Origin of the sequence: Gordonia sp. NPDC057258, from assembly GCF_042668985.1 — a bacterium.
GTDB classification, from domain to species: Bacteria; Actinomycetota; Actinomycetes; order Mycobacteriales; family Mycobacteriaceae; genus Gordonia; species Gordonia hongkongensis.
In genome coordinates this window covers 301,630-318,743 of sequence record NZ_JBHUXZ010000001.1, presented here as the reverse complement: position 1 = coordinate 318,743, position 17,114 = coordinate 301,630, and the positions used below count along the sequence as shown (strand labels likewise).

General features: G+C 67.7%; 19 protein-coding genes. 7 read left to right on the top strand and 12 right to left on the bottom strand.

What is annotated here, in order from left to right; genetic code table 11:
* Window positions 1-332: 332 nt before the first annotated feature.
* Window positions 333-458 (bottom strand): hypothetical protein, encoded by a 126-nt coding sequence (locus ACFUEJ_RS01465; RefSeq protein ID WP_259935984.1) that lies wholly within the window; start codon window positions 456-458, stop codon window positions 333-335.
* A 683-nt stretch (window positions 459-1,141) separates the two neighbouring features.
* On the opposite strand from ACFUEJ_RS01465, the gene ACFUEJ_RS01460 reads away from it, so the two are divergent.
* Window positions 1,142-1,600, top strand: a complete 459-nt coding sequence (locus ACFUEJ_RS01460; protein ID WP_065631143.1) for an Hsp20/alpha crystallin family protein — start codon at window positions 1,142-1,144, stop codon at window positions 1,598-1,600.
* A gap of 1,066 nt (window positions 1,601-2,666) precedes the next feature.
* Here ACFUEJ_RS01460 and ACFUEJ_RS01455 read toward each other — a convergent pair.
* The 5 genes from ACFUEJ_RS01455 to ACFUEJ_RS01435 are packed head-to-tail and all read right to left on the bottom strand — an operon-like array spanning window position 2,667 to window position 7,891.
* Window positions 2,667-3,959, bottom strand: a complete 1,293-nt coding sequence (locus ACFUEJ_RS01455; RefSeq protein WP_388027115.1) for a DUF58 domain-containing protein — start codon at window positions 3,957-3,959, stop codon at window positions 2,667-2,669.
* Window positions 3,959-5,041 carry an AAA family ATPase gene (locus ACFUEJ_RS01450; RefSeq protein WP_388027112.1) on the bottom strand — a complete coding sequence of 361 codons (1,083 nt, stop codon included), beginning with the start codon at window positions 5,039-5,041 and terminating at the stop codon, window positions 3,959-3,961. Before ACFUEJ_RS01450 ends, ACFUEJ_RS01455 begins: the two co-directional genes overlap by 1 nt.
* Window positions 5,038-6,330: a DUF4350 domain-containing protein gene (locus ACFUEJ_RS01445; RefSeq protein WP_388027109.1), complete on the bottom strand. Its 1,293-nt coding sequence runs from the start codon at window positions 6,328-6,330 to the stop codon at window positions 5,038-5,040. Before ACFUEJ_RS01445 ends, ACFUEJ_RS01450 begins: the two co-directional genes overlap by 4 nt.
* On the bottom strand, window positions 6,327-7,007 hold the full coding sequence (locus tag ACFUEJ_RS01440; protein WP_247450679.1) for a DUF4129 domain-containing protein: 681 nt from the start codon (window positions 7,005-7,007) through the stop codon (window positions 6,327-6,329). The genes ACFUEJ_RS01445 and ACFUEJ_RS01440 overlap by 4 nt, the downstream gene beginning before the upstream one ends.
* Window positions 7,004-7,891: a glycerophosphoryl diester phosphodiesterase membrane domain-containing protein gene (locus ACFUEJ_RS01435; RefSeq protein WP_388027105.1), complete on the bottom strand. Its 888-nt coding sequence runs from the start codon at window positions 7,889-7,891 to the stop codon at window positions 7,004-7,006. Before ACFUEJ_RS01435 ends, ACFUEJ_RS01440 begins: the two co-directional genes overlap by 4 nt.
* Window positions 7,892-8,279: 388 nt before the next feature.
* Between ACFUEJ_RS01435 and ACFUEJ_RS01430 the strand changes: the two genes are divergently transcribed.
* Entirely contained in the window at window positions 8,280-8,669 is a 390-nt protein-coding gene (locus tag ACFUEJ_RS01430) for a nuclear transport factor 2 family protein (RefSeq protein ID WP_065631129.1), read from the top strand.
* Window positions 8,670-8,874: 205 nt separating this feature from the next.
* Here ACFUEJ_RS01430 and ACFUEJ_RS01425 read toward each other — a convergent pair whose 3' ends face one another.
* Window positions 8,875-9,555, bottom strand: a complete 681-nt coding sequence (locus ACFUEJ_RS01425) for an SDR family oxidoreductase (RefSeq protein WP_388027103.1) — start codon at window positions 9,553-9,555, stop codon at window positions 8,875-8,877.
* An 85-nt stretch (window positions 9,556-9,640) separates the two neighbouring features.
* On the opposite strand from ACFUEJ_RS01425, the gene ACFUEJ_RS01420 reads away from it, so the two are divergent.
* Window positions 9,641-10,981, top strand: a complete 1,341-nt coding sequence (locus ACFUEJ_RS01420; RefSeq protein WP_388027100.1) for an amylo-alpha-1,6-glucosidase — start codon at window positions 9,641-9,643, stop codon at window positions 10,979-10,981.
* 76 nt (window positions 10,982-11,057) lie between these two features.
* Here ACFUEJ_RS01420 and ACFUEJ_RS01415 read toward each other — a convergent pair whose 3' ends face one another.
* On the bottom strand, window positions 11,058-12,098 hold the full coding sequence (locus ACFUEJ_RS01415; protein WP_159371732.1) for a YafY family protein: 1,041 nt from the start codon (window positions 12,096-12,098) through the stop codon (window positions 11,058-11,060).
* 105 nt (window positions 12,099-12,203) lie between these two features.
* Between ACFUEJ_RS01415 and ACFUEJ_RS01410 the strand changes: the two genes are divergently transcribed.
* The gene (locus ACFUEJ_RS01410) at window positions 12,204-12,656 is read left to right on the top strand and encodes a VOC family protein (RefSeq protein ID WP_137809183.1); all 453 of its coding nucleotides are present in this window, start codon (window positions 12,204-12,206) and stop codon (window positions 12,654-12,656) included.
* A 72-nt stretch (window positions 12,657-12,728) separates the two neighbouring features.
* Here ACFUEJ_RS01410 and ACFUEJ_RS01405 read toward each other — a convergent pair whose 3' ends face one another.
* A complete protein-coding gene (locus ACFUEJ_RS01405) occupies window positions 12,729-12,866 on the bottom strand; it encodes a hypothetical protein (protein WP_159371731.1) in 138 nt (45 codons plus the stop codon).
* 83 nt (window positions 12,867-12,949) lie between these two features.
* Between ACFUEJ_RS01405 and ACFUEJ_RS01400 the strand changes: the two genes are divergently transcribed.
* Entirely contained in the window at window positions 12,950-13,180 is a 231-nt protein-coding gene (locus ACFUEJ_RS01400; protein WP_137809184.1) for a hypothetical protein, read from the top strand.
* Here the strand turns inward: ACFUEJ_RS01400 and ACFUEJ_RS01395 are convergent, their stop codons facing one another.
* Window positions 13,181-13,804, bottom strand: coding sequence for a TetR family transcriptional regulator (locus ACFUEJ_RS01395; RefSeq protein WP_159371730.1), 624 nt, complete (start codon window positions 13,802-13,804; stop codon window positions 13,181-13,183).
* A gap of 122 nt (window positions 13,805-13,926) precedes the next feature.
* On the opposite strand from ACFUEJ_RS01395, the gene ACFUEJ_RS01390 reads away from it, so the two are divergent.
* A complete protein-coding gene (locus ACFUEJ_RS01390) occupies window positions 13,927-15,402 on the top strand; it encodes an MDR family MFS transporter (protein WP_159371729.1) in 1,476 nt (491 codons plus the stop codon).
* A 25-nt stretch (window positions 15,403-15,427) separates the two neighbouring features.
* Here ACFUEJ_RS01390 and ACFUEJ_RS01385 read toward each other — a convergent pair whose 3' ends face one another.
* Window positions 15,428-15,760 carry a hypothetical protein gene (locus tag ACFUEJ_RS01385; RefSeq protein ID WP_159371728.1) on the bottom strand — a complete coding sequence of 111 codons (333 nt, stop codon included), beginning with the start codon at window positions 15,758-15,760 and terminating at the stop codon, window positions 15,428-15,430.
* Between the two features lie 125 nt (window positions 15,761-15,885).
* Entirely contained in the window at window positions 15,886-16,176 is a 291-nt protein-coding gene (locus tag ACFUEJ_RS01380) for a WhiB family transcriptional regulator (RefSeq protein ID WP_068972131.1), read from the bottom strand.
* Between the two features lie 554 nt (window positions 16,177-16,730).
* On the opposite strand from ACFUEJ_RS01380, the gene ACFUEJ_RS01375 reads away from it, so the two are divergent.
* Window positions 16,731-17,114, top strand: coding sequence for an ethanolamine utilization protein (locus ACFUEJ_RS01375; protein WP_068972132.1), 384 nt, complete (start codon window positions 16,731-16,733; stop codon window positions 17,112-17,114).

The following is a 17,114-nucleotide window of genomic DNA, read 5'->3' as shown; positions in this document are numbered from 1 at the left end:
ATGGGCGCGCCCGGTCTGTCAGAGGCGTGGGACGTCGTCGTCGGGCGTATAGGGGTGTATGCGTTTCTGCACTGCTTCCATGACCAACGCGGCGACCGGCATGACAAGACCACCCAGGCTCACCATACGCGTCTGACCTTCCTTCTGATGTCCTGCTCAATGTGTTTCGAAAGTGCTCTAGCGCAGTGTGTTTCGGGATCTGCTAGGGACGATGCGACACCGATCTACGACCGGTCATCGGACGTTACGTGTGCGGCGTGACAGTGTCGCGGCGGGTACGCCGCTGCCGTCACCCGTTGTCGGGTTGCCCAGCCCGCCAGGAGATCGAGGTGTCACTGCAACGTGGTGAGGAATACAAGGATGGCGGCCAGGGTGATGAGGTAGGCCAGGGCCCACCGTAGGTCGTGATGTGGGGTGGGCGGGGTGTAACGGTGAAATGTGAGGCTGCGGGATGTCATGACTGCAAGTTCGATCAAGTTGGCGTTGTGGGACAGCAAGAGTCGTCGTAGGGCCAATGCCCGTCCCGCGCGTGAACAGAACGCACCCTGAGGTCGGGGGTCATGTCGCTGTGCGTTGGGAGGCGTGGCCCGGCCGTAGAGGTGTGTGACGCGGTCAGCGCCGTCGAGCGGAAGCCAGCTGCTGTCGAGGCATGCTGTGGCGGCCGCGGGCACCCATGCTGGCGGTCAATGCCGGGCCGGGCGTGCGTCGTTGCTGGTCATGGGTGCCGGGTGTGGCTGGTACCGGTGTTTCGGATTGATCCGGGTGGAGACGTGGCCGGCCCATGACGTGGGTCCACCAGTGCTGCAGCGGGCTGGGGTCGGGCCAGACGATCGGGTGAAGTTCAGGGGCGGGGGCCGACATCGGTTGGGTCCTTCCTGGGTCATGTCGTCGGAACGTGCCGGGGGTGAACGTCGTGTTCCTAGATAGCACTCGTCTGGGTGAATCGCCACCCGATGTCGAAAGCGGGCTACTGCTCTGCTCTTGGGTCGAGTGCTGTTGTGCCGGTGGAGGACTGAGTGCGTTGATCATCGAAAAGATGCTTGGCACTCACTGGCGTTGAGTGCTAATCTGATGGCGCGCAGTGATGGTTGATGTGGTGCCGTCAGCGTGGCGGCACCCGTGGATCAAGGAGGTGTTTGCGATGCTGGGTATCGATCCGTTCTCCATGGTTGATGACTGGGCTCGAGGACTTCTCACCGGCGAGTCCGGCGCTGGCCGACGTACACCGCGATTCATGCCGATCGATGTGTACAAGGTCGACGACCACTATTCGTTGATTGCCGACCTGCCTGGTGCTGATCCTGGTTCGATCGATCTCAACGTCGACAACGGGGTGTTGACCTTGTCGGCGCATCGCAGCGCACTCTCGGATGAGGGTGTGCAGTGGTTGGCCAACGAGCGTTTCGCCGGCACCTATCGTCGGCAGATCACTCTGGGTGAGGGTGTCGATCCGGCGAAGATCTCTGCTGCCTATGACAACGGTGTGCTCACGGTGACGATCCCGGTGGCCGAGAGAGCCAAGCCTCGCAAGGTGGCCATCGAGCATTCCGGCGACGGACGTCAGGAGATCACCGCCGGCTCCGAGGCGGCCTCGGGCTGACTGACCGGGGAGGTGGTTCGTCACTGTCACCCCAGTACCGGGAGGTCTGAGATGATGATGGGCTGCGTCACGGCTGCGTCGCCAGCCGGATGTGTCGACGTGATCGACGCCGAAGACACCTGGCTGGCCGCTGAAATCGATGCTGTCTTCGCGCAGGTCGGCGATCCGCAACAGTTGCTACCTACCCTCACGTGCGGGGTCGCCACCGTTCGGCGCCGGGTACCTGGTTCAAGCCGAACCGCCGCTCGCATCGCGCACCTGCGGCCGCGACACCGAGTGGTGAGGCGAGGTGGGCGGCAGCGTGGCCCGCCCACCTCGATCTGAGAGCTTCTGAAAGACGCCTGCGTCCGGGAGTCGAAAGGGTTGGCGGTGCCGGGCTCTGGGCGATGGCAGGCAGAGAAGTGGACAAGGATGACACCCGCCGTCCTCCCCGTCGGCCGAGTGCCATCCTTGTCCATATTCAGTTCGACTGATGGATCTGTGCGGATCGCTGGTACTGCCGTGATCGGTGTCACGCCTCGAACGTGGCGTGGCATGACCCGGAGTGAGGTGGGCGGCCCAGGTTCATTCGGGTGACTCATGACGAGCCCGACACTTTTGAACAGCCCGACAGTCGATGCTGCTCGCTAGTTGTCTTGGTTAGTGGCACAGTCGCATACGTTGTCACAGATTGAGTGCACTCTGAGCGTCCGCGTCGCGCCGAAGCTGTGATCGATCGGCTCCTCGAATGCCATGCCAGCAAGGTGTTCGTGATCATGGTCAGTGTCGGGAACATAGTGATGCATCGGACGCGAAAAGCAGCAACGAGTGACTGTGCAGTGGTAGCGGAGCGTGCCGGTTGCTCTCGACTGTCGGTGTCCGTCGTCTCGCCTCGAGAGCAGAGGATGAAGGCTGTCTGTCAAGACCAACTTCACAACGTCTCGGGCGACGCGCGACACAGCTGTGGGAATGCAACGACACCGGTGCCAGCGGAGACACCTCGCGTGGTCGGCGCCGCCGGCATACACAAGATTGAAAACGATTGTCGAGCAGTCACTGTCATGACGAAGACCATCAATCGCGCCGGTCAGAGCAACCCTCGCGACTTGAGTAACAGATAGTGATCGGCGAGCTTGGCGGCCAGCTTGTCCGGTGGGGCATCCACCACGTCGACGCCGAGCCGGCCCACCGCGGTGGCGGTTCGGTCCCGCAGGGTGAGTGTGCGTGCCGCGGCCGCCGCATCGTAGATTTGCGCGGCGTCGGCGCGCTTGGTGAGCATGTCGTCGAGGGCGGGGTCGGCGACCGAGCCGATGATGACTTTGTAGCGTTGCGCAAGCACCGACAGCGGGGGTAGCAGCGACTCCTCGACGGCCGCGGGCTCGAGGGGCGTGAGCAGGACCAGCAGCGCGCGCTGTCGCCCGATCTTGGCGACCTCGGCACCGAGAAGTGGCCAATCTGCCTCCAGGAGGGCGGGTTCGAGATCAGCCATCGCGGTGACGAGGCTGTTCAGCAGCATCGTGCGACCGACGCCGACCACCCGTCGGTGGACCCGCCGGTCGCCGGCGATGAGATCGACCCGGTCGCCGGCGTGCGACGCGAGCGCGGCCAGGAGTAGCGCGGCGTCCATGGCGGCGTCGAGTCGAGGGGTGTCGCCCACGCGCCCGGCCGACGTCCGAGAAGTGTCCAGAACGATGACGATGTGCCGATCCTTCTCCGGCTGCCAGGTCCGCACCACGGTCGAACGACGCCGGGCGGTGGCGCGCCAGTCGATGCTGCGGACATCGTCACCTTCGACATAGTCACGCAGGGAATCGAATTCGGTGCCCTGACCACGAACGCGCACCGCCGACCTGCCGTCGAGCTGACGCAGATGGGCCAATCGTGACGGCAGCAGCCGCCGCGAGTCGAAGGGCGGGAGTGCGCGGACGCGGCCCGGCAACGGCAGCGACCGTTGGCGTCCGGCGAGGCCGAGGGGACCCACCCGGCGGACGGCGACTCGGACCGCGAGTCGGTCACCGCGCCGGGTGGGGGTGAGAGTCGTTGTCACCGAGCGGGTCTCCGCACGTAGAACGGAAACCCGGTGGGTGTTGTCCGACGCACCCGCCGACGGCTGCCAGCTGTCGCGCAGCACTCCGCGGAACGTCTGAGAGCCGTGGTTGGTGACCGCGATCGAACACGTCGTGCTCTGGCCGAGCCGGATCGGGCCGGGTGCCGACCGCGACATGGTGATCGATTTCGTGGACCCTGCCAGCGCGATGTCGAGGCAGGCGAGCAGGATGCAGAACAGCGCCCACAGCACGGGGACGAAGTAGTTCGGCCATATCAGGATGGGCACCGCACCGAGCAGCACCAGGATCAGAAAGCGGCCGGTGAGGAACATCAGCGGGGGACGGGCACCGAGTTGATCGCGGCGTCGAGCACCGAACCCACCGACACCCCTTCGAGTTCGGCCTCCGGGCGCAACGACAGGCGGTGCGCGAGCGTCGATTGGGCGAGCGCTTGAACGTCGTCGGGGGTCACGAAGTCGCGGCCGTTCAGCCACGCCCATGCCCGGCTCGTGCCGAGCAGTGCGGTTGCGCCGCGCGGACTGACGCCGAGGGCCAGTGACGGCGAGAATCGGGTGGCCCGGGCGATGTCGACGATGTAGGCGGTGACCTGCGGGGCGACCGTGACCCGGCGGACCTGCTCGGCGCCGGCCTCGATGTCGGCGGCCGAGGCGACCGGACGGAGGCCGGCGGCGGACAGATTCCGCGGATCGAAACCGGAGGCGTGCCGCGTCAGCACGGTGATCTCGTCGTCGCGCGGCGGAAGCGGCAGGGTGACCTTCAGCAGGAAGCGGTCGAGCTGGGCTTCGGGCAACGGGTAGGTGCCCTCGTACTCGACAGGGTTCTGCGTCGCCGCGACGAGGAATGGGCTCGGCAGCGGGCGGGGATCCCCGTCGACGGTGACCTGCCGTTCCTCCATCGCCTCGAGCAACGACGCCTGTGTCTTCGGCGGGGTGCGGTTGATCTCGTCGGCCAGCAGGAGATTGGTGAACACCGGCCCCTCGCGGAACGTGAATTCGGATCTGGCGGAATCGAACACGAGTGAGCCGGTGACATCACCGGGCATGAGGTCGGGCGTGAACTGCACGCGCTTGGTCTCGACGTCGAGCGCGGCCGCCACGGACCGGACGAGCAGCGTCTTGGCCACGCCGGGAACGCCTTCGAGCAGGATGTGCCCGCGGCAGAGCAGCGCGATCAGGATGCCTGCCACCGCCGGGTCCTGGCCGACGACGGCCTTCCCGACCTCGCCGCGGACGGCCCCGAGCGCATCGCGGGCGCGGTTCGGCGCTCCGCCGGGTCGGTGGTGGGCGTGCTCAGGTGGTGGCCCGGCAGGTGTCTTGGTGAACGGGTCGGCGTGTGAGGATGCGTCCGGGGCGAACGGACCGGGGCCTGGGTTGCGGGACGGGTCGACGGTCATGGCGTGTGTCGGACTTCCTTCTCGAGGTTGGTCAGTTCGGCGGTGAAGTGCACGAGCTGGGTGTCGGCGGTGGGGAGCGGACCGGACAGCAGCGACCGGACCTCGCCCAGATCACGGTGCGTTGCCCCCACCACGGCGAGGACGATCGCCGACACCATCGGGTCCGAGTTCTCGGTCGGCGCGACGACGGTGTCCCAGTCGGGTCGAGACAGTGCGTCGGTGGCGCGGGCGGCGTCGAACGGAAGTCCCAGATACGACGCCAGCGAACCCAGCGTGTGGATGCGCAGCGCCGCCGCGGCGCGCGCGTCGGCTCCAGCGCGGTGATACATCCGGCCCCGCGCCCGGGTGGTCTCGACCGCCTTGACGACCGCCGGGAGCGGCTCGGTGACCAGCGAGCCGAATCGCCGGCCCCGCCACAACATCAGGGCCAGAACCGCGAAGACGGTCAACACGATCAGCGGCCCGACCGCGGCCGGGATGTCGGACTCCTCCTCCTCGGTCGCGACTTGATCGGTGAAGAAGGGCACGTACCAGAGGATCTCGTCGGACCTCGCGAATATCCGCACGGCGACGCCGGCGTTGTCCTGCTGTGCCAGGTGCTCGTTGGTGAGCATTGTGCCACTGATGACGACGAATTCGGGACGGTCGGCGGTGCGGGGGACCACGACCAGATTCGATGTCCCTTCGGACGTGAAGCAGGCCGTGGCCGCGGGCGAGGTCGGTGAGTATCCGAACGGACTGAAGTCGACGACGTCGGTCTCGTCGATGCCGGGCGTGCGGCAACCCGCGGGGACCGCTGCCGGGCCGGCGCCGTAGCCGGACGTGACGGGCAGGTCGAGCGCGGTGAGCACGGTGGTGTCCGGCGCGATCAGTATCACGCGGTCGGCGTCCTGCACGCGCTCTCGGAACTGTTGTGTCGTACCGGGATTGAGCGATGAGGTCGAGCTCACCACCACCGTGGTCCCGCGGCCGGGACGTGGGGCATCGGTAAACTCCGCGAGGCCACGCACCTGCCGGAGGTCGGCCCCGTGGTCGTCGAGGATCTGAGCGAGAGCGCGCGATCCGGTGGGCTGGGCGTTGTCGGGGTCGTAGCTGACGCCGGGACCGGGCGTGCCTTGCACCCCGGTGAGTGCCGTGACACCGAGGAGCCCGACGCCGGCGACCACGACGACCACCACCAGCACGATGGTCACCCAGATCCACGCCGGCGTCTTGTTCTTCGCGGGCGCCGGTCGCATCGGCGTCGACGCGACGGGTCCGGGTGGCGTCGCCTGCACGGTTCCGGTCACCGGGGCACCGCCAGTCGGCTCGACCGGACCGTGTCCTGGTCGACCGGCCGTGCGGACGAGACCCCGCGTTCGATGTCGAGGACCGCGCGCGCGGATTCGGCCGATGCGTGTCGGTCGCCGTAGGCGATGGCGTCGAACAGGTCTGTCGCCGTTCGTAACCCGGAGTCGTAGGTGGGGAAGCGGGGTCCGAGGTCGACAGCGACCTCGTGGGCGGTCAGAGACGGTTCATCGGCCAGCAGACCGCGCTCGATACCCCGACGAGCCATGGCACGCACGGCGGCGAGCACACACTCGTCGTACCGGCCTGCGGCGAAGGCGGCGTCGGCGTCGGACCGGAAGTCGGCCGCGGACCGAGCCGGACCTGTCAGTACCGACCCCGTTGGCGGGCCAGCGGTGGTGCGGGGAAGTCGTGGGTTGCGTCGGAGATGCCGGACGACCGCGACGACGAGCCCGAGGACGAGGGCGATCGCCACGACGATCACGATGCCCCGAAGGGTGTCGGAGCCGCCGAACCAGCCGAAGACGTTGTCGGCGATCCACTCCCAGAGCCGCTCACCGAAGCGGTCGAACCACGACGGTTCGGGTGGTTGATACTCGGAGTCGGACAGCTCCTCCTCGGCCCACCGGCGTGCTTCGTCGTTGCCGGGGTTCAGTGGCGCAGCGAGAACTCCGATCACCGGTCGCCCTGTCCGGAGAAGAACGGCTTCGGGTCCGCCTCGGCGCGTGCATCGTCATAGAGGACGGCCGGGACGACGGTCAGTACCGGTTGCACGACCATCGACGCCACGACGGTGCCGATCACCGCGACGACGGTCTCGGTGCCACGGGCGTCCCAGTTGTCGAACCACATGCCGGCGATCGATCCGAGGAGATCGAAGGGGTACATCATCGTCGGCATCGCGACCCGCGCCAGCACGACCATGACCGCCAGGATGCCGAAGGTCCGCCAGAACCGCTCCGCCGACAACGACCCCGAGCGGGCGATCGCGTCTCGCACGGAGAGGCCGTCGATCACGATCGCCGGTGCCGTGAACACCGTGCGTACCAGCAGCCACGTCACCGGGATGAGCGCGACGAGGAAGAGGAGGAGACTCCCGGCGATCAGCACGATCCCGTCGGAGCTGACTCCCAGACCGAGGAGTGCGATGCCCGGGGTGAACGCCGCCGCGACGGCGAGTCCCAGGAGGGCGGTCCACCCCGACAGTCGGGCGAGGGACCGGCGTCCCGCGCGCAGGGTGTCGTCGAGCGTCGGTACGGACCCGGCGCGCAGGCGGGCCAGGGGGCGGGCGGCGAGACCGCTGAGTGCGCCCGTCATGACGGTCCACTGCGCAAAGACGATGAGGACGAACGCGGTGACCGGTGCCAGGCTCGATGCCAAGTCGTCCGGGTCGTCGAGGGTCGGTTCGGCGCTCACCAGCCACCAGGTGATGAGCGCGACTGGTGCCGCCGCCGCGCCCCAACTCACGCCGACGAGGCCCAGGAAGACACGCGGTGCCGCGAACGTGGTGGAGAAGATCTGTTGCAGCAAGGAGTTGACGGACGTCGGTCGTCGTTGCGGCATCCACCCCGGCCACCCGTTGCCCGGAGGGGTCGCTCCCGGCTCGTGCGGCGGCGACAACGCCGGGCCCCATTGCGCGGAGCCCCATTGGGGCTGCGGTCCGGGCACGGTCGGAGGGCGCGGTGTGAGTGGACCCTGCGGCGGTCCGGCATCCGGCACCGGGCTCCACTCGTCGGAGACGACGGGCGGCTGCCATTGGGGCTCGCCGGACGGTGGTGGAGGTACGCGCGGCGGCTCGGTCATCGAGAGGTGCACCGGCCTTTCCGCACGCGGGGAAACTGTGCGGCGAACGTATCAAACAACTCCGACCGGGCACCGAAATCATCCACCGGTTGACGGACGCCGTGCTACCGTGCCGAATTAGAACACGTTCTACTTTTCTGGAGGATTCATGACCGTGGAACAAGCCGGGCTCGCGGAGAAGATCGACGCGGCCGTCGACTCTTACATCGAGCTGCTCAACTCGGGTACCGCAGAGCAGATCGCCGACCTCTACGCCGCCGACGCGACCGTCGAGGACCCCATCGGCGCGGACATCCGCGACACCCGCGAGCAGCTCGTGGAGTTCTACTCGGTGATCACCGGTATGGACGAGCGCACCGCGACGCTCAAGTGGAAGAAGATCGCCGGCGACACCGCTGTCTTCGAGTTCACCCTGGTCACCAAGACCGCCGGACTCGCCTTCGAGATCACCCCCGTCGACATCATGGTCTTCGACGCCGAGGGCAAGGTGTCGACGATGCGCGCGGTCTGGCAGCAGTCGGATCTCAAGCAGCTCTGACCGCGATCCCTCCGCTCCTGAGAGAGCCCGGAGCTTGCCGAGGGCGAGTCAGTCTTGCTCCCTGAGGTGCGAGGAGCGCAAGCGACGAGCCACGAAGGGCCTGGTGGACGGCGGTTTCTAGCGATCCCCCAGACGTCTTGCGGGCCCTTCGTGGCTCGCTTCGCTCGCACCTCAGGGAGCAGAGAATACGGACGCTCAGGAAGGGTCAGCCCCGCCCCGTCGGCCTCAGCACGATTTCTTCGGGGTGGGCGTCGGCCGGGGTGGAGATGGCGTGCACGACTGCTCGGGCGACGGTCGCGGGACGCAGGAACCGCGACCCGTCGTACTCGTCTCCTTCGATGGCGACGATGTCGCGCTGCATGTCGGTGTCGATGCGGCCGGGGAAGACGGACGTCACCCGGAGGGTCGGTTCCTCGACGCGCAATCCGTCTGCGAGAGCGCGCAGCCCGAACTTGCTCGCGGCGTACGGGGTCCATCCCGGGTTGACCCGGCGTCCCGCGCCCGAGTTGATGAATACGACGTGGCCCGCGGCCGCTCGCAGCGCGGGGAGAAGCAACCGTGTCAGCTCGGCGGCCGCGACGAGGTTCACCTCGAGCACGTGACGCCATTCCTCGACGGGGGTCTCGCCGACGGGCTCGAGGCTGCTGGACACCCCCGCATTGTGGACGAGGACGTCGAGTTCGGTGATCGCCTCCACGGCGGCCTCGACCTCGTCGTAGTCGGTCAGATCGGCAGCGAAGGTGCTCGCGCCGTCGAGTTCGGTCGCCAGCCGATCGAGTTCGGGGGAGGGGCGTCCGCCGAGCAGGAGGTCGTGGGTCGGCGCGAGCTGGCGGGCGATCTCGGCTCCGAGGCCGCGGCTCGCCCCGGTGATCAACGCGGTGGGCACCTCTCGACCCTACTGCGAATTCGTGCGGGGCAGCCCCGTCGGGCTCGATGAGCAGACGCCGACGTCGCGGGGCACAATCGTCGACGTGGCCAGGTACGGATTCACCCCAACGCAGCTGTCGGCACGTGCCGCGTACCTGCTCCGAGGCAATGACCTGGGCACGATGACAAGCGCTGCGCCCAAGTTGTATCCGCACATGTGGAGCTGGGATGCAGCGTTCGTCACGGTCGGTCTCGCGCCGTTGTCGGTCGAGCGGGCCGTCATCGAGATGGACACCCTGCTGTCGGCGCAGTGGCGCAACGGGATGATCCCGCACATCGTCTTCGCGAACGGCCGCGACGGCTACTTCCCGGGTCCGGCTCGTTGGGAGTGCGCCCGCCTCGCCGAGTGCGCGCCCGACTTTCCCGACACCTCCGGTATCACCCAGCCGCCGGTGCATGCGATCGCGGTGCAGCGGATCCTCGATCATTCCCGACGCCACGGTCGCACGACGCGCGCCGTCGCGAACGAGTTCATCGATCGGCGCTGGAGTTCGCTGGTCCGGTGGCACCGCTGGCTGGCACACGCGAGGGACCCCAACGGCCGGGGGCGGATCACCATCTTCCACGGCTGGGAGTCGGGGATGGACAACTCGCCACGCTGGGATTCCGCGTACGCCAACGTGATCCCCGGGGTCGACCTTCCGCCGTATCAGCGCGCCGACCTCGATCACGTCGACGACTTCTCGATGCGGCCCACCGACCTCGAGTACGACCGCTACATCTGGCTGGTCGAACAGATGAAGCGCGCCAACTACGACGACGCGCTGCTCCCGAAGGTGATGAGCTTCGCCGTCGAGGATGTGTTCGTCAGCGCGATCTTCGCCGTCGCCTGCGACGTGCTGGCGACGATCGGCGAGGACTACTCCAAGCCGCGTTCGGATGTGCGCGACCTCCGCGCCTGGGCTGACCGCTTCCGGGCTGGGGTGGTCTCCGCAGCCAACGACCGAAACGGCGCCGCAAGGGATTTCGACCTCCGCGCCAACGCGTGGATCAACACCGAGACGATCGCGGTGTTCGCACCGCTGTTGTGTGGCGGACTATCCCGCGAGCGCGAACGTGCTCTGCTGCGTCTCTTCGAGGGTCCGCGCTACTGCGGCCACCCGGATCTGCGGTACGCGGTCCCGCCGTCGACGTCACCGATCTCGGCCGACTTCCGCCCGCGCGAGTACTGGCGCGGACCCGTCTGGCCGGTGATGACATGGCTCTTCAGTTGGGCGTTCGCCCGCCGCGGCTGGACCGAGCGGTCGGCGCGCCTGCGCGAGGAAGGACTCCGCCAAGCCACCGACGGGACGTTCGCCGAGTACTACGAGCCGTTCACCGGGGAGCCGCTCGGCAGCATGCAGCAGAGCTGGACCGCGGCGTCGGTGCTGGACTGGCTCGACTGAGCTGGTGCGGATTCGCCACATGTTGCAGCGAATAGTGTCGTCCTGGTGCCGTTTCCGTCCCGCTGATGGCATCCCATCAGCAGGACGGAACCGGGCCCGAGGGAAGGCCCGGGCCGCCTGAGCTCTCTGCCGTGGCCGCGTTGCGGGCCGCGAGGACGCCGAAGGCCGCGGCGAGTTCGGCCGGGTATACGACTTCGACGGAACAGTCGAACCGGTTGAGCGACGCGGCCATCCCGATCCATGACCAGGAGCCGAGTTCCACACTGCAACAATCGAAGTCGAGTTCTTCGACGGTGCCGTCGCCGGCGAACGGGGCGACATCGCGGGCAGGCAGGTCGAGTATCACCTTGCCGCGGCACGGCCACGTGTCGGAATCGGTCGAGCCCTTGAACCGGGCGGCGACGAACGATGCGGGGTCTCCCGTCGGTAGGTCGCGCCGAGTGAACTGCGGACCGGTGGGTACTCGCGGGCTCATTCGATCGGCACGGAAGATGCGCCAGTCGTCTCGCTCGAGATCCCACGCCACCAGGTACCAGCGTCCCCGAGCGGTCAGGAGGTGGTGCGGTTCCACCCGGCGCGGTGGTGAGACGTCGGGAACCGATGCAGTGGAACGAGAATCAGCTGACTCGGGTGAGCCGACACGGCGTGCGTAGTCGAACCGGAGGACGTGGCGGTGGTGGACGGCCCGCGATATCGCGCTCAGCACATCCGGCCCAGCCAGATCGGTCTCGGGGCCACCGGCGGTGACGGGGAGCGCATCGAGACGATGGCGGAGACGGGAGGGCATGAGTTGCCGGACGGTCGCCAGCGCACGTGCGGCCGGCTCACCGACATCCACACCGGTGGCGCTCGCGGTCTGCAGGGCGAGCGCGAGGGCGACCACCTGGTCGTCGTCGAAGAGCAGCGGCGGCAACTCCGCGCCGGCCTCGAGTCTATAACCGCCCTCGGGTCCCATCGTCGCCTGGATGTTGTAGCCCATGTCGCGCAGACGGTCCACGTCCCGTCGGATGGTGCGGTGGCTGACCTCCAGACGGTCGGCCAGCAGCGCGCCGGGCCAGTCCCGCCGCGTCTGCAGCAGAGACAGCAGCCGTAGGTGCCGGGCGGTCGGTGTGCGCACCAGACAAATGTAGTTCGCAGTGGCGGACACAAGGTGACCTACTCACGGGCGATCGTCGTCTGTGCGACCGAGAATCGGTCGGCAACGCGACACACATCCAGGAGAATGATGATCACCACCACCACGCACCTCAACTTCCGTGGCGATGCACGCCCGGCCCTGGAGTTCTACCGGTCGGTCTTCGGCGGCCAGATGGTCATCCGGACCTACGGCGACTTCGGGATGCCCGCCGAGGCGCCCGGTGCTGACGACGTGGTCTTCGGATCGGTCGTATCAGACAACGGGTTCCGAGTGATGGCGTATGACGTTCCGGGTCCGGCGGGTGTTTCGGCAGACGTTGCCGGCACGACGAGACGCGAGAACGGGATGACGGTCACCGACGCGTCCTTCTTCGTCTCCGTCCGAGGGGAGACCCTCGACGAAGTGCAGCAGTTCTGGGACGGGCTGTCCGTCGGGGCGTCGACCGTCGAACCGCTCGCCGCGTCGCAGTGGAGTCCCGGTTTCGGCATGCTGACCGACAGATTCGGGGTCACCTGGGTCCTCGACGTCGCGTCCTGACGCGTGCCCCGGTCAGTGCGGTGCGGACGCTCGAAGTCCGTACCCCGGGCCGGGGCGACCCATCGTGGGCGGTCACACCGAGAAGAAGCTCGCGAAGCGCTCGCGGCGAGCGCTTGCTTTGCGTCGCCGATGAATCTCGGGGTTCTCGTCCTGGTCGGCGACGACGACGATCGACGCCGGGACCCATGTGGCCGCCAGCGAGATGATCATCGACCGCACCGCTGAGGAGGTGGAACGCGGGCCCGAGCGTCCGTGTCGGCGTCGCCGGAGTCGGCGGTCTGGGACCCCTCGCCGTGAAGTTCGCGGTGGCGCTCTGCGCCGAGGTCACGGCGTGCACCTCGACCGCCGCCAAGGTCCCCGATGGCCGGGCGCTCGGAGCGCACACGGTGGCGGTGGCCACGTCGCCCGACGACTTCGCCGCGGACGTCGAGGTGTTTCCGTCGAGCCAGGTCGACGTCGCGCTGGACCGCCTTCGCCGAGGGGAGGTGCGGCACCGCTTCGTCCTCGACATGAGTGACCTCTGATCACAGCTCCCGCATCCGACGGCACACGTCGTCGTAGACGTCCACGAGTGGCCGGGGCGTCCCCGACGACCCGGGACGCTCGTTGATCTCGACCCATTCCTCGAAGGCGCACTGCACCTCGAGATTGGCGATCTCCAGGATCATCCGTAGCTGACCGCGAGTTCGCGCCGAGCTGCGGTCGCCCAGGGCCTCGGGCCGTCGGCGTGACTTGTCGGCGTAGCGGCCGAGGGCGGCTCGGCTCAGGGTGGGTGTCGCGAGTACGAGTTTCTGCACGCGCATGAAATGGGCGGACACGTCGTCGCTGCGATCACCGAACCCCTCCAGCAGCTGCCGGTAGACGCCCTCGATGTCGGCGAGCGACAGGGCATCGGGGTCGGTGCCGGCCAGATGGTCGTCGAGTGCCTGGTCGAAACCGAAGCGGTCGAAGAGCACGCACTCTTCCTTGGTCGGGAAGTACCGGAAGAACGTGCGCGGGGAGACCCCGGCGGCAGCGGCGATCTCGTCGACCGTCGTCTCGTCGAATCCGTTGCGCTCGAACAGATCCACTGCGGCCTCGTGGATCTCCAGGCGCGTCGCATCTCGACGGCGGGCCCGCAACCCGCCGGTCTCGGAGGATTCCGGCATGGGTCGAGACTAGCGGTCGACCGGCGCAGGTGTCAGTCGGTGCCAGCCTGGCAGTCCCTGCCATTTTTCGGTAGCGTCGCCGTGTGATCGACCCGGACCACCACAGCGATGAGAGAACGACAGTGACCGAGAACGCCGCCCTCCCGGGCACCGACAACCGCACCGACACCGGCACGGATCGCAGCGCCGTGCTGCTCATCGGGGTCTTGCTGGTCGCGGCCTTCGTGGTGATCCTGAACGAGACGATCCTGAGCGTCGCACTGCCCACCCTGATGGCCGACCTCGAGATCACCGCCGCCACCGCGCAATGGCTCACCAGCGGGTTCCTGCTGACGATGGCGATCGTCATCCCGATCACCGGCTACCTGATGCAGCGCTTCACCCTGCGGTCGATCTACATCGCGGCGATGACGTTGTTCACGATCGGCACCCTCGCCGCCGCCCTCGCGCCGGGCTTCGAACTCCTGATCGTCGCCCGCGTGGTGCAGGCGTCCGGCACCGCGCTCATGGTCCCGCTGCTGATGACGACGATCCTGAACGTCGTCCCGGAGCAGAATCGGGGCCGCACGATGGGACTGGTCTCCATCGTCATCGCCGTCGCGCCGGCCGTCGGTCCGACGGTGTCCGGCCTGATCCTGCAGTCCCTCAGCTGGCGAGCCATGTTCTGGATCGTGCTGCCCATCGCGATCGGTGCGCTGATCCTCGGCGGGGTGTTCGTCCGCAACGTCACCGAACGGCGGCCCGCGCAGCTCGACCTCATCTCGGTCCCGTTGTCGGCTCTCGGCTTCGGCGGTGTCGTCTACGGTCTCAGCAGCATCGGGGAGTCGGCGGGTGGGCACGCCCCGATCCCACCGTGGGTGCCACTCGTCATCGGCGCCGTCGCGCTCGCGTTGTTCGTCGTGCGACAGCTCAAACTCGCCGACCGCGGCTTGGCACTGCTCGACCTGCGGACCTTCGCGATCGCACCGTTCCGCTTGGCCGTCGTGCTGATGGCCGGGTTCATGCTGACGCTCTTCGGCGCGCTCATCCTGCTTCCCCTTTTCCTACAGAACGTGATGGGCAAGGACGTCCTGACCACCGGCCTCGTGCTCCTGCCCGGTGGCCTGGTGATGGGTCTGCTGGCGCCCTTCGTCGGTGCATTGTTCGACAAGGTCGGTGCACGACCACTGGTGCTACCGGGCACCTTGGCCGTCAGTGCCGGCACGTGGCTGCTCACCACGCTCGACGCCGGGTCGTCGTTGGGCATGGTGATCGCGGCTCACGTGATCCTCAGTGCTGGTATCGCTTTCGGTCTGACGCCGCTCATGACCTCAGCGCTGGGATTGCTGAGTCCCGAGCTGTACTCGCACGGCAGCGCGACCGTCAGCACCATCCAGCAGGTCGCGGGAGCGGCAGGCACCGCGCTGTTCATCACGCTGATGTCCCGGGGTACACAGTCGGCCATCGACGACGGGGTGAACCCGCTGCAGGCGGGGGCCGACGGCATTTACCTGGCCTTCGTCGTCGCGGCCTGCCTGTCGCTTGTGCTCATCGCAGCGGCCGCGCTCGTCCGTGGCCGAACGGGTGCGCCGGCGGCCCGGGCCGCCGAGTCGGCCTAGCCGCTCGACCGTCGGCCCGGCCGGCTCACCGGGTCCGGTAATCCAGCAGACCGGACCAGAACTCGTCGGGGATCTCGTCGCCGGCGCGCAGCACCTGCGCCAAGCCGGCGGCCATGAAGACGCCGAGCAGACCAAGCCACAGCCCGGACATCGAGATCGTCACCCAGGCGATCACGACAGCGGCCGGCCACGGGTCGAGGATCAACAAGACCGGCGCGAAGAAGAAGCCCGCCCCGATGAACCACGAGGACAGGGCGCGGTCGCACCGCATGACCGCGGTCAGCCACCGCGGACACGAGCCCGTGGGCGCGCGGAGAGCAGCGGGTCTTCTGCCGACGGCGGTCGGTCGGTCGGTCATCGGACACCTCCTCTGCGGATCGTCGTGATCCCAGTGTCGGCGTCAGACGTCGTGAGAGCCACTACCTCTCAGGTAGTCGCCGCACCCGGGCCGATGTCGTGTGCGAGTGCCACCGCATCGTCGGGTCAGGCCGTCGTCCGGTGCTCTTCGTTCGGGTGCGCGTGCGGAAAGCCGATGGATTGCAGTCGATTCAGTGCATGGGTACGGGCCCGGTGCTGGTTGCCCGGCGGCGGCACGTAGACACCCGCCCAGATCCCGGTCAGGTGAGTCGGATCGTCCAGTGCGAGGCGGGCGCAGCGCGAGCGGATCGGACAGCGGACGCACCCGTCGACAGCGTGCCGGTTGGCCAGGCTCCGGGCACCGGCGGCCTGCTCCGGGAACCAGGCGTCCGGGTTCGAGGTACACGTGGGTTGCATGTCAGGCACTCCGCCGACATCGCGCGCACTTCGTGCACGACCTGTCGTGCTGGTTGCGCCGGCAACCGTCACCCACTGACGCCGATGGCCCATTGATCCCTCCGATCAAACTGAGAACGTATGTTGTCAGAGTCTGGTCGAAGGTGCAACACTGATCGCGAATCACGTTGCGGCGCGGTCGCAGTCGTGCCGAGCAGGCCCGCGGAGTCGAGTCATGAGACGGCGCCCGGCTGGGTTCTCAACCGGGCGCCTGGGCCGGGGCGCTCGCATGCGGCGGAACCGGCTTGCCGACCGCGGTACCCGACCGACCAGGGGCCGAAACGGTGCGCACCTGCGGGTCGATGTCTGCGTGCCCGACCGATCACCCTGTCCGGGACGGGCCGGTTCCGTAGCACGCCATTACAGTGCCGTCACACCTACGAAACACGACGCTTGTTTCATAACAGGGGACAAAGTCCACTACGGGGAGTCGCGCCGATGGGTCGCGGACCCCGGATGTCGTCGACGTACCGCCGCCCGCGAGTACGCCCAGATCGAACCTGTGAAGGAGCATCGTGACCATCGAGAGTGCCAAGGCCCTGGAGTTCCGCGTGACCAGCGGCGGATACGAGGATCTGCCGAAGATGCCCGAGGCGGAGTACCCGGGCACCGAGGGCTTCATCGGAGACGTCTACGAGAACCCGGACGGAAGCCCCATGTGCAGCGGGTACTTCGAGCTGCGCCACACCGACGAGCCGCTGTACTACGAGTACGAATACGACGAGATGAAGGTCGTGCTCGAAGGCGAGTTCCTCCTGGAGAACAGGGAGACCGGGCAGAAGACCGTGGCCAAGGCCAAGGACGCGATCTTCTTCCCGAAGGGGTCCAAGATCTACTTCAGCACCCCCGACTACGCGCTCGCCTTCTACACCGGGTTGCGCGACGCCACCCTCCTCTGA